The sequence below is a fragment of the Chitinophaga sp. 30R24 genome, from assembly GCF_049056765.1.
Lineage (GTDB): Bacteria > Bacteroidota > Bacteroidia > Chitinophagales > Chitinophagaceae > Chitinophaga.
On record NZ_JBJGXX010000001.1, the window covers coordinates 933,051 to 946,809 of the forward strand.

Below are 13,759 nucleotides of genomic sequence, written 5' to 3' on the forward strand. Positions count from 1 at the left end.
TGAAAAACAGGTTATTGACCCGGTAGTATACGAGTGCTTTCGATGCCCAATTCTTCAGGAAGAATGCCATTGTTGCGCAGGCCTACGCTTATTTTATCTCTCCAGCGTATTTGTTCGGCATCATTTAATCCATGATTGGTTTCCTGGTCAAATCTGTATTGCAAGCGGTTCATTTCCTGGAATGATTTGAGGTATTGATATTGGATAACGCTGTCGTAATCATCGCGGTTGAGGGCTGTTTGCCGCAATTTTTGTTTAAATCTTTCTACTACCAGCCGGGTAATATCAAAATGTAGCTGTTCGTGGGCCAGTGTGTAGTTATCGCGTGCATCAGGCCTTACCCAGGAAGCGCTTTTAATAAAGAATACCTGCAACTGCAAGGTAATGTGTAAGGTATCATTGATCAGGTCGCTATTGCCATCATAGGCAAAGCTCGTATAGGATACAGCAGCACTAAATCCGGCAGGGGAAGGTTTGGCTTTGAAGTCGTTCCATTGTAGTTGATGGTTGGACAGATAAAACAGGGTATCCGATTCCGGGGAAGAGGCTTCCTTTTTTTCTTCAAAATGCAGTTCTATCACAGTATAATGCTTTTTTTCCGTTTTATTAGAACGGGTAGGAGCATGCTTGTGAGACAGCAATAATAAATACCATATAGCAACAGTCGACAACATTGGTAAGACAAATAATCTCTAAAAAATAACTGATAATCTCTAAAAATAATGGTAATGCCTTACATATGTTTCAATAGGATAAAAATTGGCGATTCTATAACATTTCCTGCCTGCTTTTTTGACAATGATTTCCTGCCGAAACGGTCTTTTTTCTGTAATTTACGAGAGACCAAAACAATCGCATATGTACGGCGGTGGATATATTTTCGAAGAGCCCAATAAGAGGCCATTGGATGCCGATCAACAACCCGAAGATCCGGAAAAGTTGGCGGCTTTTGAAGATCGTATTACCAGGGGAGAAAAAATAGAACCCGGCGACTGGATGCCAGCTGCTTATCGCAAGCAGCTCATACGCCTCATAGAACAACATGCCCACTCGGAAATTATTGGCGCTTTACCGGAAGGCACCTGGATTACCAGGGCGCCCGGATTTAAGCGTAAACTGGCCCTTATAGCTAAAGTACAAGATGAAATAGGCCATGGCCAATTGTTGTACAACGCAGCAGAAACCCTTGGCAAGTCGCGCGAAGCGATGATTAACGACCTGCTCAGTGGAAAATCCAAATATTCCAATGTGTTTAATTACCCGGCCGAAACCTGGGCGGATGTGGCAGTGATCGGTTTCCTGATAGATGCTGCAGCCATTGTGAACCAGGTGGCCAACGCCAAGGGTTCTTATGGTCCTTATTGCCGGGCATTGGAGCGGATTTGCTATGAAGAAAGTTTCCACCTAAAACAAGGGCATGATGCTTTTATTGAGCTGGCTATCGGTACGCCGGCACAAAAAGCAATGTTACAAGACGCCCTCAACCGTTGGTGGCCACCTATTATGCACTTTTTTGGGCCGCCAGATAAAAGTTCGAGCCACAGTGAACAACTAATGAGATGGAAGGTGAAAATGGCCAGCAACGATGATATGCGGAACCAATTCCTGGAAGCGTATGTGCCAAAAATATGGGAACTGGGGCTCACCTTGCCAGATCCTGCCCTGATGAAAAATGAAATAACCGGTCGTTGGGAATATACAGACCCCGACTGGGATGAATTTTTCCGGGTAATCAACGGAGAAGGGCCCTGTAATGCAGAACGTTTACAGGTGCGTAAGTGGGCGGAAGAACAGGGGCGCTGGGTACGTAAGGCCTTGATGCAACCGATTACAGAAAAACGCGCTTTTCCAGTAGCCTGAAAGGCACAGCGCATTCATTTTTTAAACGACTTAATGATCCATGTCTAACGATTCATTAGATCCCCGGATAAACAGGCTAAAACTAGGTGAAGCCGGCGAAGTAATAAAAGTAGAAGAAGGGGAAAACTGGAATGTATATGAAGTATTTCACCAGGAAAAGAGGGGCGCCCACCATGAGCATGTGGGCTGTGTGCATGCCCCTAACGCTGCATTAGCCCTGGTATTTGCAAAAGAACAATTTGCCCGCCGCAAAAAATGTGTGAACTTATGGGTGGTAAAAAGTGCAGATATATTGGCTTTTGATGTGGAAGATGAAGACATGTTTGCCAATAATCTTGAAAAGAACTACCGCGACGCCAGCGGGTTTAAGGTGATGGAAAAGATCAACAAATTCAAACAATCCAAATGACACATACCACCGCTCTTACAGACCTGGTCGTTAAAATGGCAGATGATGAACTGATATTGGGTCATCGCAACTCTGAGTGGACAGGGTTGGGGCCTGTGATGGAGGAAGACATTGCCTTTTCTTCCATGGCGCAGGATAAAATAGGTCATGCCTGGGCTTTGTACAAAATATTACAGGAAGAGTTGGGTGGAGAACAGGCAGACCATTTTGCGTTTACGCGCCCGGAAAAAGCATTTAAATCGTCGCACCTGGTAGAAATGCCCAATGGGGAATATGATTTCAGCCTAATGCGGCATTTCCTCTTCGACCAGGCAGAAACCATCCGTTATGAAAGTTTGCAGGATAGCAGTTTTGAGCCTTTCCGGCTGCTCAGTAAGAAGATAAAAGGAGAACTGAAATATCATACGCTGCATGCTAATGCCTGGATCTTACAGTTAAGCGGTGCCGGAGAAGAAAGTTATCTCCGGATGCAGTTGGCCCTTAACAATACCATTGCGCTGGCGGCCGGTATTTTTGAAGCAGCTCCGGATGAGGATGAAGACATGTTGGTTTCCGGGAAAGTATACCCTGGCGAAACAGCGTTGTATTACCGTTGGCTCGACCGGATTTATTCCATACTCGCCACCACAGGATTGAAAATGCCGGCTACAGACACGATTGTACCGGTATATGGCGGGCGACGGGGGTTGCATACTGAATATCTGCAGCCGTTGTTAAATGAAATGGGCGAAGTATTTAATGTGGACACGGAGGCCAGTTGGTAAAATGTCGGACACTACCACCATAGCAGCTGTATATGAATCCCTGGCGCATGTAATGGACCCGGAAATTCCTGTATTAAGCGTAATAGATCTGGGCATGATCACGGCAGTAGAGATAGGAGAGGAAGAAGTGCATGTGAAGATGATCCCTACATTTGCCGCTTGCCCGGCGGTTAGCTATATCCAACAGAACATAAAAACAATACTTGAGCAGGAATTAGGTATAGTCGTTAGTGTAGAAGTGGATAAACAAGAACATTGGGAAAGTAACCGGATGACGGATGCCGGCCGGGAAAAGCTCCGCAACTATAAGATAGCGCCTCCCGCTGTTATAAATGGTGAGCTCACTATGGAGGTGCTCACGGAAATACCTTGTCCGCATTGTGGTAGTAAGGAAACATACCTGCGGTCTCCATTTGGGGCCACGCTTTGCAGGGCTATCCATTTTTGTAAGCACTGTGGACAGGTATTTGAGCAGTTTAAACCCCTGGAATAAGCCCGATTGCCCTGTTCCCGCATTAAATACCTATTTTTACACGCATTAATTGATGTCGCCATAGGCAATTTATACGACGAACCATGAGAATAGGCTTGTATTTTGGATCTTTTAATCCTATACACACAGGGCATTTGATCATTGCCAATTATGTAGCGTACAATACAGATCTTGATAAAGTATGGCTGGTGGTTTCCCCGCATAATCCTTTGAAACCACAGTCTGCTTTGCTAAATGAACACGATCGTTTTCACCTGGTGGAGCTGGCAATTAAAGATGAAGTACGTTTGCGCGCCAGCAATATCGAATTTTCGCTGCCACGTCCTTCCTATACTGTAGACACACTTGCTTATTTGAAAGAAAAGTTCCCTACACAGGAATTTGCGATTATAATGGGAAGCGATAGCTTTCAGAACCTGCCCCGCTGGAAAAACTTTGAACATCTTATCCGGAACTATCCGATCTACGTATACCGTCGTCCGGGACATCCTATTACAGATACCTGGGGAGCCCATATCAAAATACTGGAGGCGCCTATGCTGGATATTTCGGCTACAGATATCCGCAAATGGCTAAAAGAAGGAAAATCCGTACGTTATATGGTGCCAGATGGTGTGATTAATTATATCGCAGAAAATAATTACTACCGTTAATTTTTCCGGGGGATGATTACTGGGGTGGCGATTGTCTTTTTTTTACTACAAATTCGTTCCCATAAATTTCCAGTAGCAGAATAAACATGGAAATAAGGAGAGGGCCAAAGATAAGCCCGATGAATCCGAACAGGCTAACGCCAACGATTACACCAAAAATGGTGATCAGTGGGTGTACATCTGCAATTTTTTTGGCCAGCAATAGCCGGGCAACGTTATCGGAAGTGCCCACTATACCAAAACCATAGATGAGGATAGCCAGTCCTTGCCAGGTGTCGCCAATGATCAGCAGGTAAGCGCCCATGGGCACATATACCGCTGCGGCGCCAATAACGGGCAGCATGGCAGTAAAGCAGGTAACCACAAACCAGAAAAAAGGCTCGGGCACGCCAAATACCAGGTATCCGATCAGGGATACAATACCTTGTACTACTGCAATCAAGGGAATGCCCACAGCATTGGCGATAACCAGTGTGTTGAACTCCTTACCCAATCTTGCTACATTTTCCTCTTTCAATGGAATATATTCGTACAGGCAAGCTTCTATGTGCCGGCCACTTACCAGCATAAAGTAAAGTATAAGGTAGAGGAGCGCCACGTTGGTAAGCGTAGTAAAAGTAGCGCCGAGGAAGCCAGGAACAAAAGCAGTAATGCTTTCTTGTATTTGCTGTAACCTTTCTGTGGTGAGAAGGCGGAATCCCAACTCTTTTTCCAGATCTACGCTGGTTTGTTTCAGGCTATCGACCATTTCTGCAGAATGACTGGCAGCATAAGCCACCTTGGTGGTGAGCATATTAATTAACATGCCTACCGGCAGTAAGATCACAAGGAAAGATAAAACCATTAACAGGATGGCAGCCAATGTTTTGTTCCAGCTCCTTACTTCTACGAGGTTAAACATCCATTTCCGGCAAATAACGTATAGGGTTATTGCACCTAGAAACCCCGGGAAGTAGGTAAATGTCTCCATAAAAAGAAGCACGCCCAGAAACAGTATAAGCAGTAGGAAAGCAATTTGTTTAAGACGGTCATTATCAAGGTAGCTCATGGTACATAATATCGTATAATGAATTGTTACGTCAAAAAGCAGACCGCTAGGTCGTGTGATGCTTTTGTGAACACTAAACAAAATTGCGGAGCGCTTGTTCTTATTGCGTAGGTTGCGTAGGAAATTTTAGTCATTTTCTATTTGTGGAATAATGTTTGTTGAATCGTACATACCAATAAGAAAACCTGATTAAATCATTTTTAAAACCCTTCATTATGAGTAGAAGTTCAAAAGCCGTTGTTTCATTTATTGTAGGTGCAGCCGTGGGGGTTGCAGTTGGCTATTTCCTTAATTCAGACAAGAAAGATGAGCTGGTAGAAAAACTCAAAGACCAGTCTGCAAAATTAAAAGAGAAATGGAGAAAAAGAAATGAGCAATTCGAAGATGCGTTAGAGAATGAGTTGGCATAATCCATCTGAATAAATTAATCTGCATGGAAGATAATTTCGGCAACTACTTTAACCAAACAGGAAGAGTAGCCAAAGAATACCTGGAAACCCGGTTGGATTTGCTCAAACTCCAAGCAGCAGGAAAGCTATCAAAGGCATTGGGATTATTTTTCTCACTGACAATGGCCTTCCTGTTGTTCTTTTTTGTAATTGTGTTTCTGGGAATGGTAGTAGGGTTTTGGATCGGTGAAATGACACACAGCTTTACTATTGGTTTCAGTTGCGCTGCGGGGTTATTTGCATTATTGCTTCTGGTTATCTTATTGTTCCGGAAGCAGTTGATACAAAGGCCGCTGGCTAATTTGCTGATCAATGAATTAGTAGATGAGATAACAGAAAAGGAAGAACACGCTCGTTATCAAACAGATGAGGAGCCACAGGGAGAGGCCTATGTGCCCGATGAGGAAGCAACCGAAAACACATCAATGGGTTAAACGATGCAAAAAGTTTACACATGCGTAAGATAAAAGTGACCAACTTTGAAACGCTGGAGTTGGAAATAGCACGCTTAAAAACGCGTTCCAAACAATTGGAAAATGAACTAGGTAACCGGGTAGACCATTTCAGGGGCAATTATAAAAAGATGGCATTGAATACGGTGATTCCAGGTAGCACCAAGCATAGCGGTATGTTCAACGTAGCGATGAATGTAGCTAAAATAGCATGGGGTAGCGGTAAATTCAAAAATTTTGCTACCGGGGCATTAATGACAGCTTTGGAGTTTATCGGTGTACAACTGGGAATCAATCTTTTTAACAAGGTTACTAAAAGCCGGCGGAAGAAGAAAGCACCAGTAGACAATAAATAATTTATAGTTTGTACCGTACCCTATTGAGATCACATCTGCATCACTGTATCTACTGTTTAAGGCAGGGGCCTTCCAATGTAAAGATGGCCCCTGAGTAAATAGCGCCGGTTATCCCCACACTTTAGTGCCTTCACTGCAATTAGCACAAATATCAATGTTTTTACGGGTTTCCAGGATCTGGCTACGGAAACGGATATATTCTTTATTATGCCATACGGCTTTAAAGGATTCCTGTTTGAGGTTGCCTAGCCGGTGTTGTGCATCTTTATCGAAGCAGCAAGGCACTACGAGTCCGTCCCAGGTAACAACGGGGGAATGCCAGAGTCGCCAGCAATGGTTGCTCAGTTTATTCTTGATAGCGTAGGTGCCGTCTTCGTTGCGATGATAGCGGGAATATTTATCGATAGTAGGAATCAGGCGGTTACCTTCTTCGTAGTCGTATACTTGGGCAGTTTTAAAGCGCACCTGGTCTACGCCAATCTCTTTTGCCAGTTTTTTTATATCTTCTATCTGGTGTTCATTAGGCTTTACCACCAGGAACTGAAAGAAAACAAATGGTTTGGAAGAGTTGAGCGCTTTCTTCCACTTCACAATATTTTTGGCGCCTTGTATCACTTTGTCTAGTTGGCCGCCTACACGGTATTGCGTATATACGTCCTGGGTAGTACCGTCTATAGAAATGATCAGCCGGTCTAATCCACTTTCCACAGTTTTTTTGGCATTGGCATCAGTGAGATAATGTGCATTGGTAGAGGTGGCAGTATATAGGCCTTTGGAAGAGGCGTATTTTACCATATCCAGAAAGCCGGTGTTCAGGTAGGGCTCTCCCTGGAAATAAAAGATCAGGTACAGCAGCTCTTTGGAAATTTCGTCGATGGTTTTCCGGAAGAAATCCTGTTCCAGCATACCGGTAGGCCGGGTAAACGCTCTAAGGCCACTAGGACATTCCGGGCAACGGAGGTTGCAGGAAGTGGTGGGCTCAAAAGAGATAGAAATAGGGTAACCCCATTGCACGGGCTTACCAGTCCATTTACTGACAAAGTAGCTTCCCAGCACCTTGCCAGCGTTTATACCGCGGCGTAGGGTGAATTTGGAAAACAGATTCAGGGTATCCTTCAGGTTAAAATCGGGCATAAAAATTCACTTGACCATTGTAAAAGTAGCGTCTTTAAACAAATTATAGCCTATACTTGCTGAAAAATTAGCGCTGTCTGCGTTTATAGCGTATATATACCCAATTTACCCTGCAACTAACTGAAGCAACGTGAAAAGCATTTGGATCGGATTATTATTAGTATTTATAGCCATAGTGGCTTATTTGTGGTGGAGGCAAGAAGAAAGAAAAATCACTTTTGTTAAGTATGAGGAATTCGGCATAGAGATGCCGGTTAATTATAAGATACATGGGATAGACGTTTCCAAATTCCAGAAAGACATTAACTGGCAGGCAGTAAAACAGATGCAGGTAGATGATATTCGTATAGTCTTTGCCTTTATAAAGGCGACTGAAGGTATTACGCGGCAGGATGCACTTTTCCAACAAAACTGGGACCAGGCGGGTAAAGCTGGTTTGATCAGGGGAGCTTACCATTTTTTTTATGCTACCCGCGATCCATTGAAGCAGGCCATTAATTTTCATAATGTGGTAGAGTTGCAGTCGGGCGACTTGCCCCCGGTGCTGGATATAGAAACGAGCAATGGTCAACCTCCGGCGGTTATACGTAGTACGGCCCGTATTTGGCTGGAAGAAATGGAGAAGGTATATAAAGTGAAGCCCATTATCTACACCAATATTCATTTTTATGAAACATACCTGGGGGATGAATTCGACCGTTATCCATTATGGGTAGCACACTATTACCAGAAAGAACGGCCCCGGTCCGACAGATCCTGGTTGTTTTGGCAACACAGTGACCTGGGTCGGGTAAACGGTATCCGTACCACTGTAGATTTTGATGTATTCAGAGGAGATAGTGTCGCACTTGCAAAACTGTGCATACCTTAGTATTGTTTATATCATTTAGCAATGGCAACATTACCAGACACACCAGACAACCAGGACACTGCTCCTGAAGCGCCGGAGCAGGAGGATAATCCTAACAAACTGGATTATGAGCTATTTCATTTCCTGATCAGGATTATGAGAACCATTTTTATAGGTTTGTTTTGGATGTTAATCAATGTGTTCCTGGGCCTTTACTTAGGTTTTGCAGAGCCGGAAGCATCTACTCCCGGCCGTATGATATTTTTTTACTCGTGGTTTGTGCTATCGTTGGGTGGCTATATCTACCTGGTATGGCGGATGTGGCGTAAGAAAATGAGCGCTCCCTGATTACTGTGCCACTACTGCATTTCTTTTTCCCAGTTCCATAGTCCACAACTCGTTGTAGCGACCTACCCCTATTTCAGTAAAATTAGGGTCCATCATATTGTGGCAATGTTTGGGGCTGTTTAACCAGCCTAATACTACGGCTTGTTCGTCCATATTACCTGTGGCGATATTTTCCCCATAAAAATTCCAGTGATAACCAACAGCGTCTAGGCGGGCGCCCGGTGTAGAGCCATCCAGGCCGTTGTGGTCGAAGTATTTGTTTAGGGCCATATCCTTACTATGGTTGTAGGCAGCCTTTTCCAATAACCCATTCCAGGTAAGCGCGGCTACGGGAGGCATGGCTATGCCGCCGCAATTGCAACCGTGGCTGCGTAATCCATTTACCAATTGCAGCAATGTGCTGCGGTCTACGCTGTTTTCAGGGACATACACCGTATCTGTTGCCGTAACAACAGGTGTAACCGTAATGGGGGTAACCAAGGATGACTTGGTGCAACTGCATAAAAATATCGCTGCCTGCAATACAGCGGCAATTCGGAAAATTTTCCCGGACATATCTTCTAATAAGTTATAGTTAACAGATACCGGGTTCTAAACAGGACTGGATTAAAACTAATACAGGCTTTAGGAGGAATTGGATTAAAACTACTCTTGGTTGATCAGTGGCTATGGGTTAAAACATATTTGAGGCCCCGAAGATAAAGCGGTTATATGAGAAATTCGTTACGTTTTTTGTGAATCTAATGTTAATCACAAACGCTATATGATTGCAGTATAAAAAGTAGGGATTCTTTTCTACTGCTAATCAATCATTTGGGGAACCGATACCCCGGCCTCAGTTCGTATTTTGGCTCAAAATGCCCGGTTTTTTGGGTGGAATAGGGTTTGCAATTCTTTCCATGTGCCACCTTATTATTCATCTTTTTAAAACAGTGCATTATATGAAAAAGCAAACAAATGAACAATCATCCAAAGCTTATCAACAGCGGGCAAAAAAGCCGGTAGACATACTGGACCAGGATAAAGGAAGCACTACCCGTAATCCTTTGCATGGGGATTTATCTGAGCAGCCGGAAAAAGAAAATAAGATTGTCAGGGATAATGAAGAAAGCGGACAAAAACACAAGAGCATAAAACATCATCATAAATAAATGATTGCCTCATCTTATCATAAAAATCATCTATCATCACATTTTACCATATCACATGAAAGCCTGTTCTTTAATTATTTTGTAAGATAAAGAAGTTCCAGACTTCTTTAATGTTGTGGTGTATAGCGGCCATCCTATTCTTAGGATGGTTTTTTTAGCTGCTATGGTCTGCGATGATTTTCCATTCTCCTTTTATTTTTTTCAGGATGAGGCTAAAATGGCCTTGTTGGTCGCCAATGCTGCGTTGCAGATGCCATTGCCCCACTACCAGGCAAACATCTGTAGCCAGTGGTTTGAATTCCAATAACTTAAAATCCAGTTTGCCCATAGCGGCAGTATCTGGATAGGATTTTTTATAACGTTCCAGGGTAGCTTGCCAGCCCCGGGTAACGCCATTTTTGCCAATAAACAGTAAAGAGTCGGAATGCCAATAGGTTTGCATAAATCCGTCGATGTCGCCTTTATTCCAGGCCGTTGTTTGCACGGCAAGGAGAGCAGTAGCTTTTTCTTTCGCGCCTTGCTGTGCAGCAGCAGGTATGCCTGATAAGGCTATCAACAAGGTAAAATACAAGATAAAACGCATGTTATTTTTTTAGCAAAAGATAAACAGTTTTTCCGATGTAACGCAACCCTGATTATAGTAACTTTGCACGATCAATTTAAATCATCTCTTTCAATTATATTTTAAAAATCAACAGCTTATGCCCGGATATGAACTATTTGGCGCCGAGGAAAGAAAAGAAGTAAACGATGTGCTGGAAACAGGCATTATGATGCGTTACGGATTCGATGGGCCGCGTAAAGGCATCTGGAAAGCAAAGGAGCTGGAACAGGCTATTTGCGATAAACTGAATGTACAATACGCTCAACTGGCCTCCAGCGGCACCGCAGCCTTAACAACTGCGATGGCGGCGCTGGGAATAGGGGCAGGCGATGAAATTATCATGCCCACCTTTACATTTGTTGCCAGTTTTGAATCTGTTTTTTCCGTAGGTGCTACCCCGGTACTGGTAGATGTAGATGATACGCTAACCCTGGACCCTAAAGCCGTGGAAGCAGCGATCACCCCCCGTACCAAGGCAGTGATGCCGGTGCATATGTGCGGTGCGATGGCAGACCTGGATGCCCTGCAGGCAATTTGTAAAAAGCATCAGCTCTTCTTGTTGGAAGACGCCTGCCAGTCGTTCGGCGCTAGCTATAAAGGAAAAGCTCTGGGATCTATCGGAGATGCCGGTACTTTTTCTTTCGATTTCGTAAAAACGATTACCTGTGCAGAAGGTGGTGCTATTATTACCAATAACAAAGATATTTATACTAAATGCGACGGTTATACGGATCATGGACATGATCATCTGGGCGTAGACCGTGGGGCTGATCTTCATCCATTTATCGGTTATAACTACCGTATTTCCGAACTGCACGCTGCTGTAGGATTGGCGCAGATCCGCAAGCTTGATACCTTCCTGGAAATTCAGCGCAAAACCAAAAAAATATTTAAAGACGCCCTGGCTACTGTACCTGGCGTTACCTTCCGCCGCTTACCGGATGAAGCAGGCGACAGTGCTACTTTCTTGTCGTTCTTCCTCCCGGAAGCCGCTCAGGCGAGCAAAGCCGCTGCGGCCATGAAAGCAGCCGGACTGGCAGCTTTTTATTATTATGATAACAATTGGCATTATATCCGCCAGTGGAGCCATTTTAAAGAAGGTGCTGTATTAACGCCATTCGCTCCCGGCCTGAAACAGGCTATGGACATATATAAAACCAAAGAATTCCCTGCTTCTGATGCGATTATTGGTAGAAATATTTCTACCCCGATCAACCTGGGTTGGAGCGACGCTGAAATACAGGAGAAAGCAAAAAAGCTGGTAATGGCGGTGAAAAGCGTACTGTAATTCCTACAAAGGTCTTTTACAGATAATAAATGATGCATACATGAAGAAAATAGCGTTGATACCTGCCCGTTATAGCGCCACCCGTTTTCCTGGTAAAATGATGGCAAAACTGGGTGATAAAACAGTGATCCTGCGTACTTATGAATCTGCCGTGAACACCGGCGTATTCGATGACGTAATGGTGGTGACCGATAGCGATCTTATTTACAATGAAATTGTTAGTAATGGTGGTAAAGCTGTGATGAGCAAAAAGGAGCACGAATGTGGCACCGACCGTATAGCCGAAGCTGTGGAAGAAATGGAGGTGGATATTGTAGTGAATGTACAGGGAGACGAGCCTTTTACACAGAAAGGGCCATTGGAGAAGCTGTTGAAGGTATTTGAAGGGGAAGAGGGTGCGAAAGTACAGGTAGCCTCATTGATGCAGGAGCTGAAAGATCCGGCTTCCATTGAAGACCCGAACTACGTAAAAGTGGCAGTAGATAAAAATTTTAATGCCCTGTTCTTTTCCCGTTCGGTGATACCGTATCCGCGTAACAAGGAAATTAAATCCGTGTATTACGAACATATCGGGATCTATGCTTTCCGCAAGCAAACATTGCTTGATTTTACAAAGATGCCGGTAACGCCTCTGGAAGCGGCAGAGAAAATTGAGTGTCTGCGTTATCTGGAAAACGGTATCCCGATGAAGATGGTAGTGACATCTTATATGGGAGTAGAAATTGATACGCCAGAAGACTTAGAAAAGGCGGCTAAACTTTTATAACAGTCTAACAAAAACGGATATATGAAATTCAGGAACTTTAAAATGGTGGACTATGTGGTTTACGGCAGCGGATGTTTTGATCAGCTGGGTGAAATACTAGCCCCCAAACGTGCAGGTGATGCTCCCATGATTTTCTTCGTGGATGAGTATTTCCAGGACAAGCAGGAATTTTTGTCACGTATACCGTTGCAGGGAAAGGATAAAATAGTGGTGATTGATGTAACGGACGAACCTAAAACTAAATATGTAGATCAGATCCGCGATGAGCTGAAAGCTGAGTTTGGCACTGTATCCGGTATTATCGGTATCGGAGGAGGGTCTGTAATGGACATGGCCAAGGCCGTGGCGTTAATGATGACTAATCCGGGTTCTTCTGCCGATTATCAGGGTTGGGACCTGGTAAAGGTAGCGGGCGTATATAAGGTGGGCATACCCACTATCTCCGGTACTGGTGCAGAAGTAAGCCGTACCTGTGTGTTAACAGGACCTACCCGTAAGTTGGGTATGAACTCCGATTTTACCCCTTTTGACCAGATTGTGCTGGACCCTTCCCTTACTAAAACGGTAGAAGTAAACCAGCGTTTCTATACCGCCATGGATTGCTTCATCCACTGTGTAGAGTCGCTGCAGGGTACTTACCTGAATGCTTTTAGTAAGTCTTATGGAGAAAAGGCCCAGGAGCTTTGCGAAGAAATTTTCCTGCAGAAAGAAAACTGGGATGATGATGCCGACGAAAAATTGATGATGGCTTCCTATGCCGGAGGTATGAGCATTGCTTATTCTCAGGTAGGCGTGGCCCATGCCGTGAGCTATGGATTGGCTTACCTGCTGGGTACCAAGCACGGCATCGGTAATTGTATCGTGTTCGATAAGCTGGAGGAGTTTTATCCTGAAGGCGTGACCAAGTTCAAGGAAATGGTGAAAAAACACAACATCACTATTCCTCAAGGTATTACCCAGGGGCTTACAGATGAACAGTTTGATACCATGATTAATGTGTCATTGGGTATGGCGCCACTATGGGAAAACGCCCTGGGCAAAGATTGGAAAGAGATCATGACACGCGAAAGACTACGGAAACTGTACGAGCGCCTGTAATAAATAGTTGGCTTAAAGATAAATATTAGGGGAGAA

Annotated in this window: 19 protein-coding genes; 14 read left to right on the top strand and 5 right to left on the bottom strand. The window is 44.1% G+C overall.

Annotated elements, in window-relative coordinates:
• Positions 1-11: 11 nt before the first annotated feature.
• Positions 12-674 (bottom strand): DUF922 domain-containing protein, encoded by a 663-nt coding sequence (locus ACDQ55_RS03830; RefSeq protein WP_420979791.1) that lies wholly within the window; start codon positions 672-674, stop codon positions 12-14.
• Between the two features lie 184 nt (positions 675-858).
• On the opposite strand from ACDQ55_RS03830, the gene paaA reads away from it, so the two are divergent.
• The 5 genes from paaA (at position 859) to nadD (ending at position 4,179) form a co-directional block, all read left to right on the top strand.
• Positions 859-1,860: a 1,2-phenylacetyl-CoA epoxidase subunit PaaA gene (paaA, locus tag ACDQ55_RS03835; RefSeq protein ID WP_420979792.1), complete on the top strand. Its 1,002-nt coding sequence runs from the start codon at positions 859-861 to the stop codon at positions 1,858-1,860.
• Between the two features lie 40 nt (positions 1,861-1,900).
• Positions 1,901-2,269 carry a hypothetical protein gene (locus ACDQ55_RS03840; protein ID WP_420979793.1) on the top strand — a complete coding sequence of 123 codons (369 nt, stop codon included), beginning with the start codon at positions 1,901-1,903 and terminating at the stop codon, positions 2,267-2,269.
• The gene (paaC, locus tag ACDQ55_RS03845; RefSeq protein ID WP_420979795.1) at positions 2,266-3,033 is read left to right on the top strand and encodes a 1,2-phenylacetyl-CoA epoxidase subunit PaaC; all 768 of its coding nucleotides are present in this window, start codon (positions 2,266-2,268) and stop codon (positions 3,031-3,033) included. Before ACDQ55_RS03840 ends, paaC begins: the two co-directional genes overlap by 4 nt.
• Entirely contained in the window at positions 3,008-3,526 is a 519-nt protein-coding gene (paaD, locus tag ACDQ55_RS03850; protein WP_420979796.1) for a 1,2-phenylacetyl-CoA epoxidase subunit PaaD, read from the top strand. The genes paaC and paaD overlap by 26 nt, the downstream gene beginning before the upstream one ends.
• Positions 3,527-3,609: 83 nt before the next feature.
• Entirely contained in the window at positions 3,610-4,179 is a 570-nt protein-coding gene (nadD, locus tag ACDQ55_RS03855) for a nicotinate (nicotinamide) nucleotide adenylyltransferase (protein ID WP_420979797.1), read from the top strand.
• Positions 4,180-4,195: 16 nt separating this feature from the next.
• On the opposite strand, the gene ACDQ55_RS03860 is transcribed toward nadD, so the two are convergent.
• A complete protein-coding gene (locus ACDQ55_RS03860; protein WP_420979798.1) occupies positions 4,196-5,227 on the bottom strand; it encodes an AI-2E family transporter in 1,032 nt (343 codons plus the stop codon).
• Positions 5,228-5,442: 215 nt separating this feature from the next.
• Here ACDQ55_RS03860 and ACDQ55_RS03865 point away from each other — a divergent pair, with 215 nt between their 5' ends.
• Genes ACDQ55_RS03865 through ACDQ55_RS03875 form a run of 3 tightly spaced genes read left to right on the top strand, consistent with a single transcriptional unit; the run spans position 5,443 to position 6,484 of the window.
• On the top strand, positions 5,443-5,637 hold the full coding sequence (locus tag ACDQ55_RS03865) for a hypothetical protein (protein WP_420979799.1): 195 nt from the start codon (positions 5,443-5,445) through the stop codon (positions 5,635-5,637).
• A 23-nt stretch (positions 5,638-5,660) separates the two neighbouring features.
• The gene (locus tag ACDQ55_RS03870) at positions 5,661-6,110 is read left to right on the top strand and encodes a hypothetical protein (protein ID WP_420979800.1); all 450 of its coding nucleotides are present in this window, start codon (positions 5,661-5,663) and stop codon (positions 6,108-6,110) included.
• A gap of 20 nt (positions 6,111-6,130) precedes the next feature.
• Complete coding sequence (locus ACDQ55_RS03875) at positions 6,131-6,484, top strand: hypothetical protein (protein ID WP_420979802.1); 354 nt, start codon at positions 6,131-6,133, stop codon at positions 6,482-6,484.
• Between the two features lie 108 nt (positions 6,485-6,592).
• Here ACDQ55_RS03875 and ACDQ55_RS03880 read toward each other — a convergent pair whose 3' ends face one another.
• On the bottom strand, positions 6,593-7,618 hold the full coding sequence (locus tag ACDQ55_RS03880; RefSeq protein WP_420979803.1) for an SPASM domain-containing protein: 1,026 nt from the start codon (positions 7,616-7,618) through the stop codon (positions 6,593-6,595).
• Between the two features lie 130 nt (positions 7,619-7,748).
• On the opposite strand from ACDQ55_RS03880, the gene ACDQ55_RS03885 reads away from it, so the two are divergent.
• A complete protein-coding gene (locus ACDQ55_RS03885) occupies positions 7,749-8,489 on the top strand; it encodes a glycoside hydrolase family 25 protein (protein ID WP_420979805.1) in 741 nt (246 codons plus the stop codon).
• Positions 8,490-8,510: 21 nt separating this feature from the next.
• Positions 8,511-8,816 carry a hypothetical protein gene (locus ACDQ55_RS03890; RefSeq protein WP_420979807.1) on the top strand — a complete coding sequence of 102 codons (306 nt, stop codon included), beginning with the start codon at positions 8,511-8,513 and terminating at the stop codon, positions 8,814-8,816.
• On the opposite strand, the gene ACDQ55_RS03895 is transcribed toward ACDQ55_RS03890, so the two are convergent.
• A complete protein-coding gene (locus tag ACDQ55_RS03895) occupies positions 8,817-9,371 on the bottom strand; it encodes a CAP domain-containing protein (protein ID WP_420979808.1) in 555 nt (184 codons plus the stop codon).
• Between the two features lie 386 nt (positions 9,372-9,757).
• Between ACDQ55_RS03895 and ACDQ55_RS03900 the strand changes: the two genes are divergently transcribed.
• Positions 9,758-9,967: a hypothetical protein gene (locus ACDQ55_RS03900; RefSeq protein WP_420979809.1), complete on the top strand. Its 210-nt coding sequence runs from the start codon at positions 9,758-9,760 to the stop codon at positions 9,965-9,967.
• 154 nt (positions 9,968-10,121) lie between these two features.
• On the opposite strand, the gene ACDQ55_RS03905 is transcribed toward ACDQ55_RS03900, so the two are convergent.
• Entirely contained in the window at positions 10,122-10,550 is a 429-nt protein-coding gene (locus ACDQ55_RS03905; RefSeq protein ID WP_420979810.1) for a YybH family protein, read from the bottom strand.
• 118 nt (positions 10,551-10,668) lie between these two features.
• On the opposite strand from ACDQ55_RS03905, the gene ACDQ55_RS03910 reads away from it, so the two are divergent.
• The 3 genes from ACDQ55_RS03910 to ACDQ55_RS03920 are packed head-to-tail and all read left to right on the top strand — an operon-like array spanning position 10,669 to position 13,723.
• A complete protein-coding gene (locus ACDQ55_RS03910) occupies positions 10,669-11,859 on the top strand; it encodes a DegT/DnrJ/EryC1/StrS family aminotransferase (protein ID WP_420979811.1) in 1,191 nt (396 codons plus the stop codon).
• A gap of 40 nt (positions 11,860-11,899) precedes the next feature.
• Complete coding sequence (kdsB, locus tag ACDQ55_RS03915; RefSeq protein ID WP_420979812.1) at positions 11,900-12,625, top strand: 3-deoxy-manno-octulosonate cytidylyltransferase; 726 nt, start codon at positions 11,900-11,902, stop codon at positions 12,623-12,625.
• A gap of 21 nt (positions 12,626-12,646) precedes the next feature.
• The gene (locus tag ACDQ55_RS03920; RefSeq protein ID WP_420979813.1) at positions 12,647-13,723 is read left to right on the top strand and encodes an iron-containing alcohol dehydrogenase family protein; all 1,077 of its coding nucleotides are present in this window, start codon (positions 12,647-12,649) and stop codon (positions 13,721-13,723) included.
• The last annotated feature ends 36 nt before the right edge of the window (positions 13,724-13,759 follow it).